Origin of the sequence: Bacteroides sp. BFG-637, assembly GCF_024793605.1 — a bacterium.
Classification (GTDB): domain Bacteria; phylum Bacteroidota; class Bacteroidia; order Bacteroidales; family Bacteroidaceae; genus Bacteroides; species Bacteroides vicugnae.
The window spans coordinates 1,098,164-1,121,837 of the sequence record NZ_JANUPD010000002.1 but is presented as its reverse complement, the minus strand read 5'-3'; the positions used below and the strand labels follow the sequence as shown (position 1 = coordinate 1,121,837).

General features: G+C 42.4%; 12 protein-coding genes and 1 pseudogene. All 13 read left to right on the top strand.

What is annotated here, in order from left to right:
• Positions 1 to 5: 5 nt before the first annotated feature.
• The 13 genes and pseudogenes from NXX38_RS04840 to NXX38_RS04780 all read left to right on the top strand — a co-directional run bounded on the left by NXX38_RS04840 (position 6) and on the right by NXX38_RS04780 (position 23,635).
• Positions 6 to 2,115 (top strand): annotated as a pseudogene (locus NXX38_RS04840) (glycoside hydrolase family 2 protein).
• A 135-nt stretch (positions 2,116 to 2,250) separates the two neighbouring features.
• The gene (locus NXX38_RS04835; protein WP_258978709.1) at positions 2,251 to 5,520 is read left to right on the top strand and encodes a TonB-dependent receptor; all 3,270 of its coding nucleotides are present in this window, start codon (positions 2,251 to 2,253) and stop codon (positions 5,518 to 5,520) included.
• Positions 5,521 to 5,530: 10 nt separating this feature from the next.
• The gene (locus tag NXX38_RS04830) at positions 5,531 to 5,689 is read left to right on the top strand and encodes a hypothetical protein (RefSeq protein ID WP_258978708.1); all 159 of its coding nucleotides are present in this window, start codon (positions 5,531 to 5,533) and stop codon (positions 5,687 to 5,689) included.
• 28 nt (positions 5,690 to 5,717) lie between these two features.
• Positions 5,718 to 7,745 carry a RagB/SusD family nutrient uptake outer membrane protein gene (locus NXX38_RS04825; RefSeq protein WP_195649388.1) on the top strand — a complete coding sequence of 676 codons (2,028 nt, stop codon included), beginning with the start codon at positions 5,718 to 5,720 and terminating at the stop codon, positions 7,743 to 7,745.
• 91 nt (positions 7,746 to 7,836) lie between these two features.
• Complete coding sequence (locus tag NXX38_RS04820; protein ID WP_258978706.1) at positions 7,837 to 8,697, top strand: discoidin domain-containing protein; 861 nt, start codon at positions 7,837 to 7,839, stop codon at positions 8,695 to 8,697.
• Entirely contained in the window at positions 8,687 to 10,240 is a 1,554-nt protein-coding gene (locus NXX38_RS04815) for a M60 family metallopeptidase (RefSeq protein WP_258978704.1), read from the top strand. Before NXX38_RS04820 ends, NXX38_RS04815 begins: the two co-directional genes overlap by 11 nt.
• Positions 10,241 to 10,281: 41 nt before the next feature.
• On the top strand, positions 10,282 to 11,406 hold the full coding sequence (locus tag NXX38_RS04810; protein WP_258978703.1) for a discoidin domain-containing protein: 1,125 nt from the start codon (positions 10,282 to 10,284) through the stop codon (positions 11,404 to 11,406).
• Positions 11,407 to 11,600: 194 nt separating this feature from the next.
• On the top strand, positions 11,601 to 15,449 hold the full coding sequence (locus NXX38_RS04805) for a TIM-barrel domain-containing protein (protein ID WP_409013813.1): 3,849 nt from the start codon (positions 11,601 to 11,603) through the stop codon (positions 15,447 to 15,449).
• Between the two features lie 139 nt (positions 15,450 to 15,588).
• On the top strand, positions 15,589 to 18,537 hold the full coding sequence (locus tag NXX38_RS04800) for a glycoside hydrolase family 88 protein (RefSeq protein WP_258978701.1): 2,949 nt from the start codon (positions 15,589 to 15,591) through the stop codon (positions 18,535 to 18,537).
• A gap of 1,024 nt (positions 18,538 to 19,561) precedes the next feature.
• Positions 19,562 to 19,687: a hypothetical protein gene (locus NXX38_RS04795; protein ID WP_255518812.1), complete on the top strand. Its 126-nt coding sequence runs from the start codon at positions 19,562 to 19,564 to the stop codon at positions 19,685 to 19,687.
• A gap of 252 nt (positions 19,688 to 19,939) precedes the next feature.
• Positions 19,940 to 20,248: an HlyD family secretion protein gene (locus NXX38_RS04790; RefSeq protein ID WP_258978700.1), complete on the top strand. Its 309-nt coding sequence runs from the start codon at positions 19,940 to 19,942 to the stop codon at positions 20,246 to 20,248.
• A gap of 55 nt (positions 20,249 to 20,303) precedes the next feature.
• The gene (locus tag NXX38_RS04785) at positions 20,304 to 21,161 is read left to right on the top strand and encodes an SGNH/GDSL hydrolase family protein (RefSeq protein WP_074638582.1); all 858 of its coding nucleotides are present in this window, start codon (positions 20,304 to 20,306) and stop codon (positions 21,159 to 21,161) included.
• Positions 21,162 to 21,253: 92 nt separating this feature from the next.
• Positions 21,254 to 23,635: a glycosyl hydrolase 115 family protein gene (locus NXX38_RS04780; protein WP_258978699.1), complete on the top strand. Its 2,382-nt coding sequence runs from the start codon at positions 21,254 to 21,256 to the stop codon at positions 23,633 to 23,635.
• Positions 23,636 to 23,674 lie beyond the last annotated feature (39 nt).

The window sequence follows — 23,674 nt, the reverse complement described above, 5'->3', positions numbered from 1 at the left end:
AGATTATGAAGTTCAATTCTACATTTATATTATTGATGCTTCTCGGGCAGTTCTTCTCTCTTGCTGCCCGTGAAGTGACCTCTTTCAATGAAGGATGGTTGTTCAAACGCGGTCCCTTTTCGGAAGAGCCGGTAAAAGTGGCTGCCCAGTGGAATGGGAAATGGGAAACAGTAAATTTGCCTCATACATGGAATGCTAAAGATATGCAGGTAAAAGCGGCTTCCTTTTACGAAGGAGTCGGCTATTATAAAAAAAAACAATTCTTTGGCGAAGGCTTGAAAGGGAAGCGTGTATTTCTTCGGTTTGAAGGTGTGGGCGCAAACACCGAGGTTTATGTGAACGGTAAGCTTGTCGGCACACATAAAGGAGGATACAGTGCTTTTGCTTTTGAAATCGGAACCGCTTTAAAGCTCGGTGCTGAAAACGAAATCATGGTGAAAGCTGACAATGCTTCCCGTGCGGATGTTATTCCTGTGAATCATAACCTTTTCGGTGTGTATGGAGGAATTTATCGTCCGGTTTGGCTTATTATTACTGAGCAAAATAACATAACAGTAACCGATTGTGCTTCTCCGGGAGTGTATATTACCCAGAAAAACGTATCTGAGACGTTCGGCAGATATTGCTGTGAAGGTAAAACTGGATAACGGTAGCCTGACTCCTGCCAGTCTGGTGCTTGAAAACATCATTTATACACGAGAGGGAAAGAAAGTGGATTCTCATCGTCTTCTTTTGGAACTAACTCCACAAGGAACACAAACTTATGTCTCCTCTTTTGAGTTGAACAGGCCTCATCTCTGGCAAGGACGTAAGGATCCTTATTTATACAAAGTTGTTTCACGTCTGATGGCGGATGGAAAAGTAATTGACGAAGTAGTCCAACCGTTGGGTATCCGTAAATATGAGATTATAGCCGGTAAGGGATTTTATCTGAACGGTGAGAAGTATCCGATGTATGGAGTAACCCGTCATCAGGATTGGTGGGGGCTGGGGAGTGCTCTCACTAATAAGGAACATGACTTTGATTTGGCACAAATTATGGACATAGGAGCAACAACTGTTCGTTTTGCCCACTATCAGCAGTCGGATTATCTGTATTCTTGCTGTGATTCATTGGGACTTGTCATTTGGGCTGAAATACCTTTTGTGAATCGTGTGACAGGGTATGAAGCCGAAAACGCACAATCTCAACTCCGTGAATTGATTCGTCAGAGTTTCAATCATCCTTCTATTTATGTCTGGGGATTACATAATGAAGTATATCAACCTCACGAATATACGGCCGGACTGACACAGGCACTTCATGACCTTGCCAAGACAGAGGATCCGGACCGCTATACAGTAGCCGTCAATGGCTTCGGACACGCTGAGCATGCGGTGAATCAGAATGCTGATATTCAGGGAATGAACCGTTATTTCGGGTGGTATGAGAAGAAACTGCAAGATATTGAACCGTGGGTGAAAGGGCTTGAAGAGAAATATCCGTGGCAGAAACTGATGTTAACAGAATATGGCGCGGACGCTAATCCGGATCATCAGACAGAATATCTTGGTGATGCCTTGAACTGGGGAAAACCTTTCTATCCCGAAACATTCCAAACCAAAACACATGAGTATCAATGGAGTGTCATCTCGAAACATCCTTATATCATTGCTTCCTATTTATGGAATATGTTTGACTTTGGCGTGCCGATGTGGAGCCGTGGAGGCGTACCTGCCCGTAACCTGAAGGGGTTGATGACTTTTGACCGGAAAATGAAAAAAGACTCTTATTACTGGTACAAAGCCAACTGGAGCGAAGATCCGGTACTCTATCTGACTCAACGCCGTAACACTGATCGAGAACGGAAACAGACTTCTGTGACTGTCTATTCCAATATTGGTATTCCGAAAGTATATCTCAACGGAAAGGAACTGACTGGTATTCGTAAAGGGTATACTGACGTACATTATGTTTTTGATAATGTAACATTAGAAGATGGAATAAATAAAATAAAAGCCGTCGCAACACATGATGGAAAAATACGCACAGACGAAATCGAATGGATTTATACAGGGGAAAAAAGACGCAGTGCCGATTCACGTGAAAACAAGAATGAACATGCCGGTTGGTAATCCCCGGCTTTATAATATGTAAAAAATATTGTTAAACCTTTAAATATGAAAGCCTATGTGAAACTATGATCTTGCATTGATTTGAAAAACACTTGGAATAAAAAATGTATGGAATATAAAATATCTAATTTACTTATGGAATACAAGAAAATTCATTTATTAATTATTGTATGCCTCTTTTCTATTGGAATATTCGCTCAAAGCGGTACGGAAAAGATTAGCATATCGTTCAGTAAAATACCTTTGAAAGAAGCCATGACAAAAGTAGAGAAGGCTTCGGGGTACTTGTTCTCTTATGACGCAACTGAGATAAATACAGAGCAATTGGTAAGTTTGAACTGTAAGAATGAAGAAATACGTCTGGCGCTTCGTAAAATGTTCGGCTCGACTACTATTACATTCAAATTTCAGAACCGGCAGATAGTGTTGTCACCTGCTTCCAAGGAAGTGTCGGCAGCTAAAAAAGGAATGGTCAAAACCGTCACCGGTGTTGTTTCTGATGGGACGGGAGAACCTATTATCGGAGCTACGGTAATAGTGAAAGGCACTATCAACGGCGTATTGACAGACATGGATGGTAAATATACAATTAAGGCTCGGGAAGGTGAGGTATTGGAATTCCGCTATATTGGTTATAATAGCGTGGAACAGAAAGTGAAAGAAAAAAGCATTATCAACATTGCTATGGCAGAATCTAATGTAAATCTGGATGATGTAGTCGTTATTGGTTATGGTTCACAAAAGAAAGAAAGTGTTGTGTCTTCTGTCAATACAATGAAACCTGCCGAGATCGCTATACCGACACGTAGTTTGTCAAATACGATTGCCGGTCAGGTGGCAGGTGTGATTGCTATCCAGCGTTCAGGTGAACCGGGAAATGATGATGCTGATTTCTGGATTCGCGGTCAAAGTTCATATGCTGGTGGTACAAGCCCTTTGGTGTTGGTAGATGGTGTGCCTCGTAGTATGAACGATCTTGATACAGATGAAATAGAGACATTTACAGTCTTGAAAGATGCCGCTGCCACTGCTGTATATGGTTCCGAGGGAGCTAACGGGGTAGTTTTGATAACTACCAAACGTGGACGTGCTCAAAAAACGATTATCAGTTTCAATGCGCAATATAGCATTGCGACTCCTACACGTATGCCGGAGTTGATGAATTCCTGGGATTATTTGTCAATGTGGAATGAAGCGTCCTGGAATGATGCTGGAAATCCTAATTGGGACGGTTATATGCAGAATAATGCTCCATATAGTGCGGAAGCACTGGCAAGATACCGGGATGGTGTTGATCCGGATTTATATCCGAATTCTATCTGGACAGACTTATTGTCAAATAACACACAGAACCAACGTTATACGATTAATTTGCGGGGTGGTTCGGAGAAAACTAAATTCTTTGTATCAGGAGCTTACTACAAGGAAAATGGTATGTTCAAGTCGAATCCACTTGACGATTATAATGCTAATATTGGTCTGGAACGTTATAATTTACGTTCCAATGTGGATATGGATATAACTCCGACGACTAAACTTTCCGTGGATATGAGTGGGCAGTATAGAACTCAGAATAATCCAGGAAATACTTCAGACCAGATTTTCAAGCACATTATACTTTTCCCCACACATCTGGTGCCTTTTGTATGGTCGGACGGTACAGCGGCTGTGTGTGATACGGATGCGGACGGCCGTTATAACCCTTATAACTTGTTGAATTATTCCGGTTATTCTAAAAAGTGGTCTGTTGCCATGCAAACCAAAGCGACTTTGAAACAAAAGCTCGATTTCATAACCAAAGGATTGTCCGTTCAAGGTAGTATAAGCTTCGACGCTGATTTCAGTTCTACTTTAAAACGTTCAATGAGCCCGGATAAGTATACGGTTACAGGTCGGGATGAAAATGGGTTGCTTACCAAGAAGTTATTTGCGGAGGGTAGCCCGCTTGGGGAAGCTTCTGTCAGCACAAGCAGTGGTACAAAGAAGATTTATATTGAAGCGCAGTTGAATTACGAGCGTACTTTTGGAAAGAAACATGCCGTTACAGGCACTTTTGTGTACAACCAAAAAGAAACTCAGTACCAGGGTTCCAGAAAATCGGATGGTTCACAAGATGTCGGTGGCTTGAAACTGTTGCCTTACCGCAAACAGAATATTGTAATGCGCGGAACTTATGCTTACGATAACCGATATGTATTGGAAGCCAGTTTTGGTGCAACAGGTAGTGAGAATTTCGCTCCCGGTAACCGTTGGGGTGTTTTCCCTGCAGTAGGTGCTGCCTGGAATGTACATGCCGAGAAATTTATGCAAAAAGAAAATATCCTGAATATTCTTAGCAAATTACGTTTAAGAGCTTCTTACGGTCTTACAGGTAATGATAATACAGGAAGTGACCGTTTTGTGTATAGAGAGCTCTTAACAGATAGCGGTAGCCAGAATGTTGGTTTAAATGCAGGTGTGAACGGCGGTCCTACGAATGATATGGGACGAATCTATGAAAATACATTTGCTGCTCCGTACATTAGCTGGGAGATTGAGAAGAAGGCAAACTTTGGTATTGATTTGGGCCTGTTCCGTGGACGTGTTGATATTACTGCCGATTATTTCAGTAATCGCCGTGAAGATATTTTGATTCAGCGCGTAACTATTCCTACTGCTACCGGTTTTCGTGAAAATCCCTGGCAAAACTTCGGTGTGACGACCAATAAGGGTTTTGATGCTAGTATAACAGTAAAACATAACATAGGAAGAGACTGGGTGCTTTCGGCCAGAGGTAACGTGACCTATGCGGTTAATAAGATTATAGAAAAAGATGAAATCCCTCAAGCTTATCCGTGGCTTGCTCAAACCGGAACTTCTATTGGGACGAACAAGATATATGTTGCGGACGGATTATTTACCAATCAGGATTTTATTATTACCCAAAAGGCTGACGGTAGCTACAACTATAAGTTAAAAGATGGAATTGCGACTTATTCTTCTGACGTGAAGCCGGGTGATATCAAATATAAGGATTTGAATGGTGACGGTGCTATTGATGATAATGACCAGACTTACTATAGCGGTGTTCTTCCGAATAACCCGCAAATCGTTTATGGTTTTGGCCTTAATGTACAATATAAAGGTATTTATGCCGGAGTATTCTTCCAGGGTGTGGGTAAGGCATCCGTCAATTTGAAAGCGAACACCAACTATTTTGTTCCGTTTGCTAACGGAAAGGATCAGTCTTCCGCACGTGTACAGGCAGCCGATCACTGGAGTGCAAATGATCCCAATAATATGGACGTATTGTATCCTCGTTTGCATACCAATAATTATAGCAATAATACTCTGAATAGTACATGGTGGTATAGGGACGGGAGCTTCCTTCGCTTGAAAAAATGTAGAACTGGGATATCAGTTTGATAAGAAACTGGTGCAGAAATGGAAAATGCAGAATCTTCGCGTATATGTGCAGGGAAGTAATCTTGCCGTATGGGATCACGTTAAGTTGTGGGATCCGGAAATAGGGAACAGTGGCGCGAGATACCCGATTAATGCGACCTGGACATTTGGTCTTGATGTGACTTTTTAACCAATATCAATTATAAGAATAATACATTATGAATATCATAAAAACAATATGTACGGCGACCGCCATTTCACTGGCAGGTATGTTGGCTTCTTGCTCTGATTATCTGGATGTTTCTAAAGAACTTGCACAGAATCTGGACAAAGAAGAGGTTTTTTCCAAAGCTAAATATATCAAGCAATGGTATGGGGAAATCTATCAGACTTGTCCGAATTACTCGGAAGTAGGTTTGGATGTGCAAAATTCTAATGGTACTGTTAATGCGCAAGCCATCTATTCTGGAGAAATAGTTTGCGCTCATCCGAATGTGCTGAAATTCGGGCAGAATACTTTTACTCCCAGTAGCACGACTCACAATCGTTGGTGGAACTGTTATAAACAGATTCGTCAAGCCATGATATTCTTGGATATGGCTCCTGAAAGCATAGGTGATCCGATCAATGCCGACGGTTATATTTCAGTAGAGGAGATGCGTCGTTATAAAGCTGATGTCACTTATTTGCTTGCATATAATTATTTCTTACTGTTTGAGTTGTATGGTCCTACGCCTATAATTCCCGAGACTGCCGATCCATCTGATGAAAACGTAGATTATGCCCGCGCTTCTGTTGATGAGATGGTGGGACATATTGATCAGTTGTTGGAATCTGTAATAAATGGTGAATATAGGGATGATTTGCCTGAAACGATAAAGACAGGTACAGGGCAAGATTATACTCATGATAACAGCATGTATAATCTCCGGGAAATTTTGCGTCCGACAAAAGCGGCAGCTTTGGCATTGCGTGCCCGTTTATGGGTATATGCAGCTTCTCCTTTGTTTAACGGTGGCTATAGGGAAGCATTAAGTTTGACAAATAAAGACGGAAAACGTCTTTTCCCTGATCGTGACGACAATAAATGGCAAACTGCAAAGAAACACCTGGAAGCTTTGTTGAGATTTGCCGAATCGCATGGTATGGATCTGTATTATTCTGAGGACAGGGATCCGCATACATCTATCTACGAATTGTTTCAGTATTATAACGATGAGATTCTTTGGGCGAACGGAAATAATGACTATAATGATGGTGTTACCCTTAAGATGGAAGCCCGTACGATTCCCGGAGACATTCCCAGTGGAATGGGAAATGTCGGTTTTTATCAGAATATCATCGACCTGTTCTTTACGGACAGCGGGTTGGATATTAGTGAAGACCCGGATTATAATGAAAATGGATTCACTAATTGGGCAAATGTTTGTAATAAGACTAAACATGTTGACAAGCACATCTTTAATATGTACGTGAATCGTGAACCTCGTTTTTATGCTGATGTTACATATGAGGGCAAGAGTTGGCATATACAAAGAAGCAGTTATCCAGATTGGGGAGCGTATTTCAGTTCTGGAGGCGCGGCTTACAGGGACAACACTATGCATGCAAGGGCTGGTTATCTGCTCTATAAATTTAATAACCGCACACTTTTAAAAGAAGGCTCAAACCCGACGGACTGGGGACGTCCGTGGATTTATTTCCGGTTGGCGGATTTCTATTTATACTATGCGGAAGTATGTAATGAAATTAATCCGGGCGATGAGAATATCATCAAATATCTGGATTTGGTACGTGAACGTGCCGGTATTCCGGGCTATAGGGAATTGGCAACGAAGGCTGCACCTTATGGAAAGAATATTATTGGAAATCAGGACTTGCAGCGTGAGGCTATCTATCGTGAGCGTATCATTGAAATGTTGGGAGAAGGAAACTATTACTTCGATATGCACAGATGGATGCGTGCGGGATGGTCGCAAGATGAGACTACCGGTGAATGGATTAAAGATAATGAGAACAAGTCGTTGGTACGTTATGGTATGGATATCAGTAAGTCGGCTGTAAAAACGTACAATAGTGCTAAAAATACCGCTATTGAGTTTAATGAAAAAATTGGCGCCGATTCATATTACAATCGCATTGTGGTAGACAGGTATCCATGGTCAAAGGCAATGTTACTGTATCCTGTACCTTACAATGAGATGCAGAAGAGTGAGTTGACGGTTCAAAATCCGTTGTGGAATTAACCGTTTGAAAACTTGATAGATTAAGGCGGAAGCCGGTTTCTTTTGTACCGGCTTCACCTTTGCTTCACACATAAAATATCGAAATGAAGTCATGAGAAATACAAAAATACGTTTCATAAAAGATCGGTGGTGTAAGTTGCAGATAATCTTTTTATCTTTACTTTACCCTTGTTTAGCCTTCTCGTGTAGTGACAATACAAACTCCGCTATTCCGGATGACTGGATTACCATATCTACAGAATCCATGAATTTCTCTTATGAAGGAGGGACGGAAAGCCGTGAATTTGTATTAGGACAAGGATTGGATATGAGCCGGATAATATCTGCTTTGAGTAATAAAGGAGACGATTGGTTGACTGCTGTAGTTGAAAATGGTAAAATGACAATTGTGTGCGAACGTTCTTTTACGGAGAGAGTAAGAACTTCGGTATTAACATTAGCATACGATGATAATCATAAATGTAATATTACAATATCTCAGGAATCTGCACCCAGTTCTGCTGACAGATTAATAAAAGTGATTGGTGGAGAGGCTACTTCTGAAGAAACGCAAGGCAAAGATTCAGATAAGAATCCGTTGACTTTGAAAATGTCTTATGACGGAAATAAGAAAACATATTTCAATTCTGCGTTCGGGGCGGTTTCATATCCGTTTTTTATCAGATATGAATTGGAAAAGGAGCATACGCTGAATAGTATAGTTTATACTCCTCGCACTGATGCAGGAAATAAATGGGGGTCATTTGACCAGTTTAGTGTAGAAGTGTCGACTGCCGGAAAACCTGATGAATTTATAAAGATAGGAGATTATTCGAGAGGGGACGGAGTACATACTCCGTTTACCATAAAGCTGTCGGAACCGATAGAAAATGTCAGGTATGTCCGTTTTACAATAAACAAAGCTTATGAGAACAGGGTAAGTTGTGCTGAGATGGAATTTTATGGAAGCTAGCAATAATAAATTCGATCCGGCCGTTATTTTTGCTGATAATATGGGCATGAAGCTTAAGGAAGGAGTAACAGAAAAACAGATTAAGCAGATTCCTAATCAATATTTGAAAGAATTGGGGCTTGCTTTGTTGAGTGGTGATTATGACTCCTCCTACCGATTGGCAGATTATCGTCCTTATCAGAATCCTGCGATAATGGCTACAGCCAACAAGACTTCCAAATATAGTTTGAGAGATAATCCGACCGGAATCTATGCAAAGGCTGGTGAAACCTTGTCTATATTTGTTGGTGATATTTATGAGGGTGGTAAGGTTTCAATGCTTATCCAGGATTTGAACGGCGGCTATAATAATTCAAAAACCTACGAGCTGTCGGAAGGATATAATGAGGTGACAGTAGAAGTGGGTGGTTTGATTTATATTCTGAATCATGTAGGCGATGACATACCTCTTCGGTTTGAGGATGCTGATGGTAATCAGAAGAAGGTTATTGAAATGAAAACGGTGAAAGTGCATTTTGCGATGGGGAAAGTGAATGGTTATTTCGATGTCAGGAAAAACCGGGAAAGTGATTGGAGTTCCATTCGTGACAATGCCAAGTATCAGGATATTGATGTCTTAGGAGAATACTCACATCTGACATGGAGAATATCTGATTTTAAAAAGTATGATACGGAGATAACGAAAACCATTGAAAATTTGGATCGTTTGGTGTATTTGGAGGAAGAGTTTATGGGGCTTGTCGAATATGACCGGATGTTCAACAACCGGATGCACTTTTGTATTGACTATAAGGCGAGTAGCCCGAATGCGTCAGATTATCGCACGGTTTATAATGCCAGTGATTACTATGCGGAACCGTTCTGTAAACCTGACAATTTTCCTGCTCGTTGTTGGGGGCCTGCGCATGAGGTCGGTCATTGCAACCAGACACGTCCAGGGCTGAAATGGTCTGGTCAGACTGAAGTTACCAATAATATTATGTCTCTTTTTATACAAACATCATTTGGCAGGCCTTGTAAGTTGTTGGTGGACGGATGTACATTAAAAGACGAGAACGATCAGACATTGGGAACATATGTTAATATCTATCAAGGTGCTACCTCGTTAATAGTGGATGGAAAACGTCCTCATTGCCTCCCGGGTATTTCAAGCATAACTCGTGAGACTCAATTAGTACCATTTTGGCAACTTAAATTGTACATGATAGATGTGTTGGAAAAGAAAGATTTTTATCATGATTTATATGAATACTTCCGTACACATGAGAGTCCGAGTGACAAGGGGGCGAACCAAGGTATGAACCAATTGGATTTTGTACGTCAGGTGTGTGCTATATCCGGTTTGAATATGCTTGATTTCTTTGAAAAGTGGGGATTCTTATATCCGGTTAAGACAACATTGAACGACTATGGAAGCAAGTCATTTGAAATTACGGAAGAACAGATTAAACAATTGAAAGAGGAAATTAACGGAATGGGTTATCCTATGCCGCGACCAAATGTTCATCAGATTACGGAAACCAATCTGGATGACTATAGATGATGGAATTATAACACGAATAATGATCTAAAAATTTTAAGAATATGAAGAAAATAACGAATATATGGGTAGTGACATTATTGTTACTTTTTGTAGGAGTTTTTGTTGCTGCCTGTGACGATGATGAGAAAACGGTTGTTGTACCGGATAATTGGGTGACTGTATCAACTGAACCGATGAGTATCGATTATGAAGGAGGAAGTTTGACATGTGACTACAGGCTGGCTGAGGGGCTTGATGCGAGTGTAGTGTATATTGTTAATCACGAGAGTTGGTGTTCCGGTTATATTGAGGATGGTAAGATAATGATAGACGTGGCTTTGTCGGAAGATATCAACGGCCGCACTGCCAAGATGTCTCTGACTTATGATGAAAATCATCAGGTAGAACTTGTCGTGGAACAGGGGAAAGCCCCGGCTGTATTGGTTGAAGGCATTGATAAAAGTGCTATGCCAGAATCTATCAATATAAACGAAACCTTGGATTTGAATACGGCAATCAAAGTATTGCCTGTTAATGCAAGCTATCAAGATCTAATTTTTACTCTTGCTGAAGGTAGCGATGCATTTGTTGAACTGTCAGAGACAGGTGTGATTAAAGGGATTGCGGCAGGTGAAGTGACAGTCAATGTGGCGGCAGTTGATGACAGCGGAGTGACGGATGTTATTACATTGGAGATTATCGGTGATATCAGATTGGATCGTGATTCGTGGACGGTGTCTACTTTTGCAAAATATGCTAATGGACAGAATTATGTGACAGATGGTAATACCGGAAAACCGGAAGATATATTGGATGGTAAGCAAACTACTTATTTATCAATGATTAAACCAGGTAAATCAATGAATGGTTATGAGGGGACGACAGATCCGAACTTTACAGTTGATATGCAAGAGGCACAAACTTTCAATTATTTCTATTGGCAACATAGAAAACAGAATAATGGCTTCTTACAGGTGTTGTCCGTAGATATTTATGGCAGTAATGACAATGTAAGTTTTACAAAAATAAATGATGAAGTTATCAGCATTGTTGAGGACTTGTATGATATTCAGTATTTTAATATACCAGAATCAACTTATCGGTATGTCAAAGTACAGTATAGATCGTATAGTTCAGGAGGTTCGTCTGCGCAAGTTGCTGAGTTTGGACTGGGGCGCAAACTCTAATCTAACAGTTCTGAAATAGGTTCTTATATAAATGGAGGGCACTTTTATAAAGTAGCTGCTTGACAAGCTTCATACTTTTCGAAGTGTCCTCTTTATTTACGTTTTTTATTGAGCATAAAATAACTTTCACTATGTGTGATTATATTCACTAACTTACAATACGCATGAGAAATTTAATTATAAAAGGCGGCGGTATGAAGCAGCTTTTGTTTGTATCAGGATTATTCGTGATCTTTTTTCTTTCGTCAATTCAGCCCGGGTTATATGCAAATACAGTCGGGATGAAGGTGGCGGGACATATATCGCCAGTTGTTAGTGCAAGAAAGATAAATCCCACCACCGTCGAAATTCTATTCTCCAATAACCGGCGAATGACATTGGATTTCTACGGCGAAAACATCTTCCGTGTATTTCAAGATAACTCAGGAAAAGTGATTAGAGAGCCTCAAGCCAAACCGGAAGCGCAGATATTGGTAGACAATCCTCGGAAAGAACTCTCCCAACTGGAATTGGAAGAGAATGACGATTTCGTCTTTCTGACTACTGAAAAGATAAAAGTCCGGTTGGATAAAAAGACCTCATTGCTCAAAGTAACTAACTTGGCGACTAACACCGTTGTGGTAGAAGAACTGGAAGCACCTCTTTTTGAGAAAGGAAAAGTGACCTTGACCTTGAAAGAAGACCCGCAAGAATACTTTTACGGCGGCGGTGTCCAGAACGGACGTTTTTCCCATAAAGGTAAAGTTATCTCCATCGAAAACCAGAATAGCTGGACAGACGGGGGAGTTGCATCACCCACTCCTTACTACTGGTCTACAAATGGGTACGGCATGATGTGGTACACTTTCAAGAAAGGAAAGTATGACTTCGGAGCCACTGAACAGGGGAAAGTAAAACTGTACCACGAATCAGACTATCTGGATGTATTCTATATGATTAACGACGGGGCAGTAGCCTTGTTGAATGACTTCTACCAACTGACTGGAAACCCTGTTCTGTTGCCAAAATTCGGCTTTTATCAGGGACACCTCAATGCTTATAATCGCGACTACTGGGTAGAAAACGAGAAAGGCATTCTGTTTGAGGACGGCAAGCGGTATAAAGAAAGCCAGAAAGATAACGGTGGAATCAAAGAAACGCTGAACGGAGAAAAGGACAACTACCAATTCTCCGCACGTGCAGTAATCGACCGCTATAAGAAACATGACATGCCATTGGGCTGGCTGCTCCCGAACGACGGCTATGGAGCCGGATATGGACAGACAGAAACATTGGACGGTAATATACAAAACCTGAAAAGTCTGGGGGATTATGCCCGTCAGAACGGAGTGGAAATAGGACTATGGACACAGTCGGACCTGCATCCGAAAGAAGGAGTGAGCGCTTTGTTGCAAAGGGATATTGTGAAAGAAGTAAGGGATGCCGGAGTGCGTGTGTTGAAAACTGACGTTGCCTGGGTAGGTGCAGGTTATTCTTTCGGATTGAACGGAGTAGCCGACGTCGGGCATATCATGCCTTACTACGGAAGTGATGCCAGACCATTTATCATCTCTCTCGATGGCTGGGCGGGAACGCAGCGTTACGCTGGAATCTGGTCGGGCGACCAGACGGGGGGTGTATGGGAGTATATCCGTTTCCACATTCCTACCTATATCGGTTCGGGATTGTCCGGACAACCGAATATCACTTCCGACATGGACGGTATATTCGGTGGAAAAAATCTGATAGTGAATACCCGTGATTTCCAGTGGAAAACCTTTACTCCCATGGAACTGAACATGGACGGTTGGGGTTCCAATGAAAAATACCCGCATGCCTTGGGAGAACCGGCTACATCTATCAACCGCTGGTATCTGAAGCTGAAATCCGAACTGATGCCTTATGCGTATAGTATCGCCAAAGAAGCTGTAGACGGCATGCCGATGATAAGGGCCATGTTCCTGGAATATCCGAATGCTTATACTCAAGGTGCGGCTACGCAATATCAATATCTCTACGGCCCTTATTTCCTGATTGCCCCTATTTATCAGGCAACTAAAGCGGATAAGAAAGGAAATGACATCCGCGACGGCATTTATCTGCCTGAAGGCACATGGGTTGATTATTTCACAGGGGAAAAATATGAAGGAAACTGCATACTCAACAACTTTGCGTCTCCTCTTTGGAAACTTCCCGTATTCGTGAAGAGCGGAGCGATTATTCCGCTTACAAATCCTAATAACAATACAAGTGAAATCAATAAGGGAATCCGTATCTATGAGCTTTACCCGTATGGCAGGAGTACCTTTACCGAGTATGACGACGACGGAGTGTCCGAAGAATATAAACGGGGCAAAGGAGTGACAACAGATATCGAATCTGAAGTTGACGGCAAGAATAATGTTACTGTAACCATTTACCCGGCAAAAGGGGACTTTGCAGGTTTCGTGAAAGAAAAGGCTACAGAGTTCAGAATTAATGTCACTGCCCTGCCGAAGAAAGTAACGGCACAACTGGGAAAGAAAAAAGTGAAACTGACAAAAGCAGCTTCGAAAGATGAATTTGAAAAAGGAGAAAATGTATTCTTTTATGATGAGGCTCCCAACCTGAACCGGTTTGCCACTAAAGGAAGTGAGTTTGAAAAGGTAATTATTCCCAAGAACCCGCAGCTTTTGGTGAAGTTGGCTGCTACCGACATAACGGTCAATATGACGACATTGCGTATTGAAGGATTCTGCTTTGCTCCCGAAGACCGTCACCGGATCACTACCGGAACTCTGACCACTCCCATTGCCCGGATTACTGCCGGCAACACGGAAGCTTATACACTGAAACCGACATGGGACAAGGTAGCGAACGCTGACTTTTACGAGATCGATTTTATGGATATGCGCTACACTACGATTAAGGATATGGAACTGCTGTTTAAAGATCTGACGCCCGAAACGTCGTACTCATTTAAGATACGTGCTGTCAACAAAGACGGAGTTTCAGATTGGGCTGAGTTCAGTGCTACAACCAAATCCGATCCGCTGGAATTTGCTATCCGTGGTATCAAAGGCGAATGTACAGCCGCTTCGCAAGGAAGAGTAGGTGTGAAACGCTTATTCGACTTTGTAGAGTCAGGTGACATCTGGCATACGAAATACGGAGCAAGAGCCGTTCCGTTCGAGCTGGTTATGGACTTGGTGACTGTCAACCAACTGGATAAGTTCCACTACCTGCCACGTACCAACGCCGGCAACGGAACATTGTTGAAAGGATCCGTTTCTTATAGCATGAATAAAGAACAGTGGACAGAAGCCGGAACATTTGAATGGCAGCGTAACGATGATGTGAAGATATTCAATTTCACCAGTCATCCTACTGCCCGCTATATCAAACTATCCGTTACGGAGACTGTCGGCAACTACGGTTCCGGCAAAGAAATTTATGTGTTCAAAGTACCCGGAACGGAAAGCTATCTTCAGGGAGACATCAACGTTGACGGTAAGATTGACGGCAATGACCTGACATCTTATACCAACTATACAGGGTTGAGAAAGGGCGACTCCGATTTTGAAGGATACATCAGCAATGGTGATATCAATAAGAATGGGCTGATTGACGCTTATGATATTTCGGTGGTTGCCACACAGCTTGAAGGTGGTGCTGATAACCGTGGTACGGATAAAGTGGACGGCACGATTGAAATCAGCACCCCGAAACAAGTATATGACAAAGATGAGATCATTGAAATCCAGGTAAAAGGCATTGACTTGCGTGCAGTCAACGCATTCAGCTTTGCTTTACCTTACAATCAGCAGGATTATGAGTTTGTCGGGGTGGAATTGCAGAATATGAATGCAATGGAGAATCTGACTTACGACCGTCTTCATACCAATGGTTCAAAAGCCTTGTATCCTACTTTTGTCAATGTAGGAAACAAGAAGATTCTTGAAGGAACCGCTGATTTATGTCTTTTGAAGTTTAAGGCGAAACGTAAAGTGAAATTCGGGTTGAAGATTATTGACGGCTTATTAGTGGATAAAAAATTGAATACTCATAAATCAGGTATTCAATAATTGGCTTAGTTAGTATAGTTGTTCAGAAAGCTGCTTTTTTTCTTTCTTTGTGGAAGATAAGAGCAGCTCAAACGGACAATATGACTCTATTTTAATCCATAATGCCCGTTATCTTTGCCTTGAATAAAATTATAGTATTATGAAGAAATTACTCTTAACCCTTGCCTTATGCATGGGCTATTTGTGTACTACAGTTGCGCAGACATTTATTAAAAACGAAGTGAAGCAGTCGATGCGGCGGGTAGCCGACTGGCAGATTGCTCATTACAACAAAGCAGTTTATGGTGACCTCAACTGGGTGAATGCCACTTTCTATCTGGGACTTGTCCACTGGGCTGCGATAGCCGAACAGACGGACAATGATGACTCATATTATAAATGGCTGTTACGTTTGGGAAACCGGAATTACTGGCAGGTAGACCAGCGGATGTATCATGCGGATGATATCTGTATTTCGCAGATGTATCTGTATATGTACGAAAAGTACAAGAAGAAAAACATGCTCATCCCGACACAGGCGCGTGCCGGGTGGGTGATTGACAACCCGCCTTCCGGCTCGTTCAAACTGAACTATGGCGATGCAAGTACATTGGAACATTGGACTTGGTGTGACGCCCTGTTCATGGCTCCACCTGTTTACACGAAACTCTACAATATCACAGGTGACAAGAAATTCATCCGTTTCATGGACAAGGAATACAAAGCCACTTATGACTTCCTGTTCGACAAGGAAGAGAACCTCTTCTACCGTGACCACCGTTATTTTACAATGAAAGAAGCCAATGGCGCAAAAGTATTCTGGGGACGCGGCAACGGCTGGGTGCTCGGCGGACTTGTAGAGATGCTGCGTGAACTTCCTGCCAAAAGCAAATACCGTCCGTTCTATCAGGACTTGTTCCAAAAGTTATGCCGGCGGATTGCTCCTCTCCAGAATAAGGACGGTTTCTGGCACGCAAGCCTGCTCGACCCAGCTTCCTATCCGTCGCCCGAGACGAGTTGCAGCGGTTTCTTTGTTTACGCCCTTGCCTATGGAATCAACGAGGGACTTCTGCCGAAGGACGAATTTCTGCCTGTGGTGGAGAAAGGATGGCAGGCCTTGGTATCGGCTGTGAGGGAAGACGGGAAACTGGGATACGTGCAGCCTATCGGTGCCGACCCCAAAAAGGTGACTCCCGATATGACCGAAGTATACGGCCCGGGTGCTTTCCTGCTGGCAGGGACGGAAGTTTACCGTATGGCACAGGATACTCCGAAACAGAATGCGAATATTTCTCAAGACCGTATCCGTGAAATTGCTGCCATGTTGCCCGATAAACCGGAAGTAATGGGCGTTTCTTATAAAGACCGTACTTTCTGGAATAAAGTAAAAGAGAGCGGCAAAGCGGAAAAACTGTTGACAGAAGAGGCCCCCGCATTGCTGAAAAAGGGTATGCCGCCATTTGTCGATTCATTGTATCTGCATCTGAACAAGACGAATATCCGCTTGCCGGGTGAAAACATGATGAATGCACGTTATCATTATCTCTTCCGGTTGACATTGGCAGAATGTCTGGAAAACAAAAAACGTTATATCCCTGCTATTGAGAAAGCCCTGATTGATCTCTGTAACCAAAACTCTTGGTCGATTCCGGCTCACGACCGCAATCTGAATAATTATCATGGGACAGATTATTATGTCGATTTGGTAGTTGCCACGGCTGGAAACGGAATAGCGCAATGTGTCGCTATGCTCGACGACCGTCTATCACCGGAAGTGAAGGCCCGTGTGCAGTGCGCCTTTCGCGAAAAAGTATTTCGTCCTGTATACCGTTGCTTGGAAGAGACAAAACCTTTCTGGTGGTTCACGATTACCAATAACTGGAACTCTGTTTGTCTGGCAGGTGTCACGGGTGCCGCTCTTACTTTGTTGGCAGATAAGGAAGAACGTGCTTATTTTGTTGCCGCAGCCGAAAAATATAATGTGTATGGTATGAAAGGATATGCCGACGACGGTTATTGCAGTGAAGGGGTCGGTTACTATAATTATGGATTCCGTGCTTACATCTTGTTGCGTGAGGAAGTATGCCGTGCCACACAAGGCAAGATAGACTTCTTCCGTGAACCTAAGTTTGTGCGTATTGCCCAATATGGCAGGAAAATACAGATGAACGAGGGTGTATGTCCTGCTTATTCCGATTGCCGTATTGGCCTGTCTCCTGATAAGTTCATCCTTGATTATTGCGACCGTGCGCTTGGCATTACCTCGCCGGAAGAGAAATACATTCTTCCTTCAGGCAATAATTTCTCTCTTTATCTTATTGGACTATTCCCCCATCAGGTGTGGAAAATGGAAATGACGGACAGCATCCGTCAGGCGTTGCAGGAAGGTGCTGATTCTTTGCGTGCTTATTACGAGAAGGCAGGAATCTTGGTTTCACGTCCTGCCGAGGGTAGTTCGTGCCCGATGGCTGTCTCGGTCAAGGGTGGTAATAATGCTGAAAATCATAACCATAATGATATCGGTTCTTATGCCGTCGCTTTGGGAAAGAGTACGATGGCGGGCGACCAAGGCGGCCCTTTTTCTTATCCAGGTGATTATTTCAGTGCGGAAGCTCCTACGAAATATAAAATTAAAGGTTCTTTCGGTCATCCTGTTCCGGTGGTAGACGGGAAAACACAATCCGCCGGTGCCAAAGCGAAAGCTATTGTACTCAAAAAAGAATTTACAGCCGAAAGAGATTTGTTCAGTATTGACTATACATCAGCTTATTCTACCCCCAATCTGGATAAGTTGATCCGTACTTTCGTCTACGACCGCCAAGGTGAAGGCAACTTCACCGTCAGTGACGAATTTACAGCCAATGTCCCCATCCGGTTCGAAACAGCCATAACGACACAAGCCGACTGGAAAGTTTTGGACGATACACGTCTTTTGCTCACTAGCGGCACAGAACAGATGATTGTCAATATCGAAGCATCCGGCAAAGTCGCATTTACTTCCGAAACCATTGAAGTGAATGCCTCGGCTTATACCCGCATCGGGATTGCACTGAAGGAGCAGGCGGAGAAAGGATATATCTGGCTGAAGATGCAGGCGAAACAATTGTAATTTTTTATGGAGATACGTTGAAAATCTGGTTGGCTAAATATGATTGTCTGTCCGAAGAGGAGATTGCTCTCTGTTATTTTTGTTACATAGGCGTAAAGCATAGAAAACATATTGTTCTCTTTGGTGTTTCAACGCACAGCTTGAGTAAACGTAAGCAGTGTTTGAAGGACAAACTGATGATTCCGCAGGGAGATATCTTTCAAAGATGCTGTTGGCGCGATGTAAATATCATAAAATAAAAAATCAAATGACAGGACAGCCTTCAGCCCTCTAGTGAAAAATATAAAATTATTTCTCGTACTTTGTTTCGCATTTCTCATGCCGTATATATTATGCTTGTCTTTGTTTCAGGATACTAATATGTATAGGATAATATAACCGTAGTTTGTATGTTGAATCGGTAGATAACATGTCTTTCACAACAGACATTATTGTGTTTTCCTGTCTTCATCCGTATTATTCCACTCTAGTGAGCAGACCTTTGCACTCGAGTGGATAGACCTGCGCACCTCTAGTGTACGAGCTTGTTCGCTGGAGTGCAACAATAGAGATGTCTTATTGAAAATCTATTGATTACAGTAGTATAATCTTTGGTTATTGGTTAGTTATGGCGAAAATGAACGGTAGTTTTGTAATAATCCATTAAGTGTTGTTGATTAGACTATGAGAAATGCATTGTTTTAAGTGTGTTTTCTTGATAAAACTATGAGAAATATATGTAAATGATTTTATTCTCATTATTTATGTGTTTAGTAATCAAATGAATATGCCTTACTATGAGAATATGAGAAATGATTTTGTTTTTTTATTCTAGTACGCATTTATAACGACGCACTCTGCTACAGTTATTTTGTCTCTAAAATGTGTTGTTTACCACTAAGCTGAACTATTCTTTCCATGGTACTTTCAACAAAGGAACTGGAAACGGGGGGATTTGTGAAGGGCAACAGCCTGTGATAAGCAAACAACTGCTACATATTATCGTGACAAGAAAGCGAGGTATAGTCTCTATTATCAGAAGGAGATGAAACACAAACAATTGCTGGCTCTTGAAGTGATGGCCGTATGTATATACCGATTTTCATCGTTCCTGTCGGGAGACGCAGGAGGGCAATACACTTACGGATATTCTTTCGGACGCGGATGGTGATACTTATCTGATTACTGCCGAGGGGTTCTATGAGAAGCGTTTGGGAAAAGTCCGATATTTCTTATTCGGGGGACTACAGGGTATCAAAGTGAAAAGGACCATTTTTCCATTAGTGGCAAAGGCGGTATTGAGAATTGGATTATAAATGGAAAAATCTAAATCTTGATGGAAGGGTTAGTTTTGTAGTCGGTCATTCATTTCTTTATCAAACGAAGTCTTTGAATCGTTTTGTCTGGAGTGACGTACGCATGTATGTTTATCGAAAAAGTGATCTTACCAACGGAAAGGTTGGGCAAGGTGAGAAAAGGTCAGAAAGTGAATATACGTTTTAGTAATTATCCGGATAAAGAATTTAGTATCGTGAAAGGGATAGTGGAGAATATTTCTTTGATACCGGTAGTGGACGGACAGAATGTCAAAAGTTATGTGGTAGACATTCAGCTTCCGAACGGGTTGCGAACCAGTTACAACAAAGAATTCTCGAAACAAGTTTCAGGCATTTGCGAAACTGCATTAATAACTATAAGTTTTGCTAAATTCATTGAAATCATCTATTTTTGAATCGGTTTTGTCAGATACTGACTGCAAGTAGTTTATATTTAATATAGAAATGCCGATGAAAAGCAAATTATTACTCACATGTACCATCCTGTTTTTTTGTTCCTCTTTTCTGTGCGGACAGAATCAATCTTCTAAAGTGGCAAACTCTGTTGAAACGAATAATGGATGCATCCGGCACCCGTGGCAAGGAAAAAGAGTGGGATATTTGGGAGACTCTATTACAGATCCCAATTGTTATGGCGACAAGATCAAGAAATACTGGGATTTTCTGCAGGAATGGCTGGGAATTACTCCTTATGTATATGGTATCAGTGGCAGGCAGTGGAATGATGTGCCCCGGCAAGCCGAGCTGTTGAAGAAAGAACACGGCGGAGAAGTAGATGCTATCGTGATTTTGATGGGTACGAATGATTTTAATGACGGTGTACCTATTGGAGAATGGTTTACGGAAACAGAAGAACAAGTGATGGCAGCCCGTGGACAAACCCAAAAGCTGGAAACCCGTAAGAAACGCACTCCTATAATGGATGGAAGCACGTATAAGGGACGTATCAACATAGGAATCAATAGACTGAAACAGCTATTTCCGGACAAGCAGATTGTGTTACTGACCCCGTTGCACCGCTCATTGGCCAATTTTGGAGAAACGAACGTGCAACCGGATGAAAACTACCAGAACAGTTGTGGCGAATATGTGGATGCCTACGTGCAGGCTGTTAAAGAAGCCGGCAATGTGTGGGGAGTTCCCGTGATTGATTTTAATGCGGTAACCGGATTGAATCCGATGGTGGAAGAACAACTGATTTATTTCTACGATGCGGGATATGACCGTTTGCATCCCAGCACGAAAGGACAGATACGCATGGCACGAACGCTGATGTATCAGTTGCTTGCGTTGCCTGCTACATTTTAAATAGGCCGGACAGAATTCTATGAAATTGTACACTATTCTATAGTACATTTTCTGCAAACCTGTAATTTTGTCTTCTATAAATAATAGAACCTATGAGACATAAACTTCTGTTTTCTTTTTTCATCTTTTTGATCGTTGCTTTACCGATTCGTAGTAAGGATTTTGTTTTGACTTCCGGTCAAACAGTTGTCATCGCTTGCAGCCCTTCTGAAGAACTGGTTGTACGAACTGCATTGGAAATGCTGGGGCGTGATATTCAGACAGTATTGTCGTCGACTACCCAAACGAATGAGAAAACAGGTGAAATTGTGATAGGAACGGTGGGACAGAGTGAGCTTATCAGCCGGACCGGTGTAGATGTTTCTGCGTTAAAAGGCAAGAAGCAGGCTTTTCTATTATCTGTTTCTCCGGAGGGGAAATTGGTAGTAGCCGGCAGTGACAAACATGGCACAGCTTATGGAATACTCGAAATTTCCCGCTTGCTGGGTGTCTCTCCTTGGGAATGGTGGGCGGACGTGACTCCGGAAAAGAAGAAACTTTTTAAATTACCTTCCAAATACCAAAGCCTTCAGGCTCCTTCAGTGGAATATCGTGGTATCTTTATTAATGATGAAGATTGGGGCTTGATGCCGTGGAGTAACCGGACTTATGAACCTTCAAAAGTGAAAGGGGAAATCGGTCCGCGTACCAATGAGCGTATCTTCGAACTGCTGCTTCGTCTGCGTGCCAATACCTATTGGCCTGCAATGCACGAATGTACACTTCCTTTCTTCCTGACCGAAGGCAACCGGGAAGCTGCCAAGAAATATGGAATCTTCATCGGTGCTTCCCACTGCGAACCGATGGCTTGCAATGCTGCCGGTGAGTGGAAGCGAAGAGGGGAAGGGGCTTATGATTATGTGAATAATGCTCCGGCTGTTTATAAATTCTGGGAAAACCGTGTAAAAGAAGTGGCAGATCAGGAAATACTCTATACGCTGGGAATGCGTGGTGTACATGATGGCAAGATGCAAGGAGCGAAGACGGTGGAAGAACAGAAGGCGGTAATAGACCGTGTGTTTGCAGATCAACGCGGGTTGATTGAAAAATACGTAGATAAAGATGTAACTAAAGTACCGCAGGTTTTTATCCCTTATAAAGAAGTACTCGACATTTATCATGCCGGATTACAGGTGCCTGATGATGTAACATTGATGTGGTGTGACGATAACTATGGCTATATCCGCCATTTTCCTACGGCCGAAGAATGTGCACGTAAAGGAGGGAATGGAGTCTATTATCATGTTTCTTATTGGGGACGTCCGCACGACCATCTCTGGTTGGGTACGATGAGCCCGTATCTAGTTTTTCAGCAAATGAAACTGGCTTACGATCAAGGCATACAGAAGATGTGGATACTGAACGTCGGAGATATCAAGCCTGCCGAGTATCAGATAGAGTTGTTTATGGATATGGCCTGGAATATAGGAGCTGTGGCCTCGGAAGGAGTGACCTCTCATCTGAAACACTGGCTGGAGCGGGAATTGGGAGTTTCGTGCGCAAAGGCGGTATTGCCTGTGATGCAGGAACACTATCGTCTGGCCCATATTCGTAAACCTGAATTTATGGGAAATACGAGGGAAGAGGAGAAAGATCCTGTTTATCGTGTTGTCAAAGATCTCCCATGGAGTGAAAAAGAAATCAACGGACGTTTGCAGGCTTATGATAAATTGTCGGAGGCAGTGGAACGGGCAGCTTCGAAAATCCCATCCGGCAGACAAAGTGCCTATTTTGAATTGGTGAAATACTCGGTGCAAGCTGCTGCACAGATGAACCGGAAATTGCTATATGCCCAACTAGCCCGCCACGGAAAAGCAGATTGGGAGAAAAGTGATCTTGCCTATGACAGCATTGTAGTATTGACAAAACAGTATAACTCACTGGAAGATGGAAAGTGGAATCGCATGATGGATTTCCAACCCCGAAAACTTCCTGTATTCAATCGCGTGGAAAGAAAAACGGCTACTTCTCCAATGATGAAAGAGCGTGTAACCATCTATAAATGGAACGGCTTGGATGGGAAGAATATCTCGAATGGAAAGAATACCTTGAATGCGCGGAAAGGAACTTCTGCTATTGGTCTGGGATATGAAAGCAAAGCGACAGGCATTGACAAGGGAGATGCACTGATGTTCTCTTTTGACAACTGGAAAACAGACTCGGTAGAGGTTGACATCCGCTTATTGCCTAATCATCCTGTGGGAGGAGATCAATTACGTTTTTCAATATCGTTGGACGATGCAGCGCCTGAAGTGATCTCTTATGAAACGAAAGGACGGAGTGAAGAATGGAAAGAGAACGTGCTGCGCAATCAAGCCATCCGAACGGTTCGACTCCCGATATCCGGAAAGAAGTCCCACAAATTGGTAATCAAGGCATTGGACGAAGGGGTGATATTAGACCAGGTGATGCTTTATATGCCGGATAAACCCTAATCAGTTTGTATGATAGATTAGAAGATGAATGCTGTAAAA

Excerpts from the sequence above, each read along its gene's own strand:
- NXX38_RS04835 (WP_258978709.1), top strand. The coding sequence starts at position 2,251 with ATGGAATACAAGAAAATTCATTTATTAATTATTGTATGCCTCTTTTCT.
- NXX38_RS04825 (WP_195649388.1), top strand. The coding sequence starts at position 5,718 with ATGAATATCATAAAAACAATATGTACGGCGACCGCCATTTCACTGGCA.
- NXX38_RS04820 (WP_258978706.1), top strand. The coding sequence starts at position 7,837 with ATGAGAAATACAAAAATACGTTTCATAAAAGATCGGTGGTGTAAGTTG.
- NXX38_RS04815 (WP_258978704.1), top strand. The coding sequence starts at position 8,687 with ATGGAAGCTAGCAATAATAAATTCGATCCGGCCGTTATTTTTGCTGAT.
- NXX38_RS04810 (WP_258978703.1), top strand. The coding sequence starts at position 10,282 with ATGAAGAAAATAACGAATATATGGGTAGTGACATTATTGTTACTTTTT.
- NXX38_RS04805 (WP_409013813.1), top strand. The coding sequence starts at position 11,601 with ATGAAGCAGCTTTTGTTTGTATCAGGATTATTCGTGATCTTTTTTCTT.
- NXX38_RS04800 (WP_258978701.1), top strand. The coding sequence starts at position 15,589 with ATGAAGAAATTACTCTTAACCCTTGCCTTATGCATGGGCTATTTGTGT.
- NXX38_RS04795 (WP_255518812.1), top strand. The coding sequence starts at position 19,562 with ATGAAACACAAACAATTGCTGGCTCTTGAAGTGATGGCCGTATGTATA.
- NXX38_RS04790 (WP_258978700.1), top strand. The coding sequence starts at position 19,940 with ATGTTTATCGAAAAAGTGATCTTACCAACGGAAAGGTTGGGCAAGGTG.
- NXX38_RS04785 (WP_074638582.1), top strand. The coding sequence starts at position 20,304 with ATGAAAAGCAAATTATTACTCACATGTACCATCCTGTTTTTTTGTTCC.
- NXX38_RS04780 (WP_258978699.1), top strand. The coding sequence starts at position 21,254 with ATGAGACATAAACTTCTGTTTTCTTTTTTCATCTTTTTGATCGTTGCT.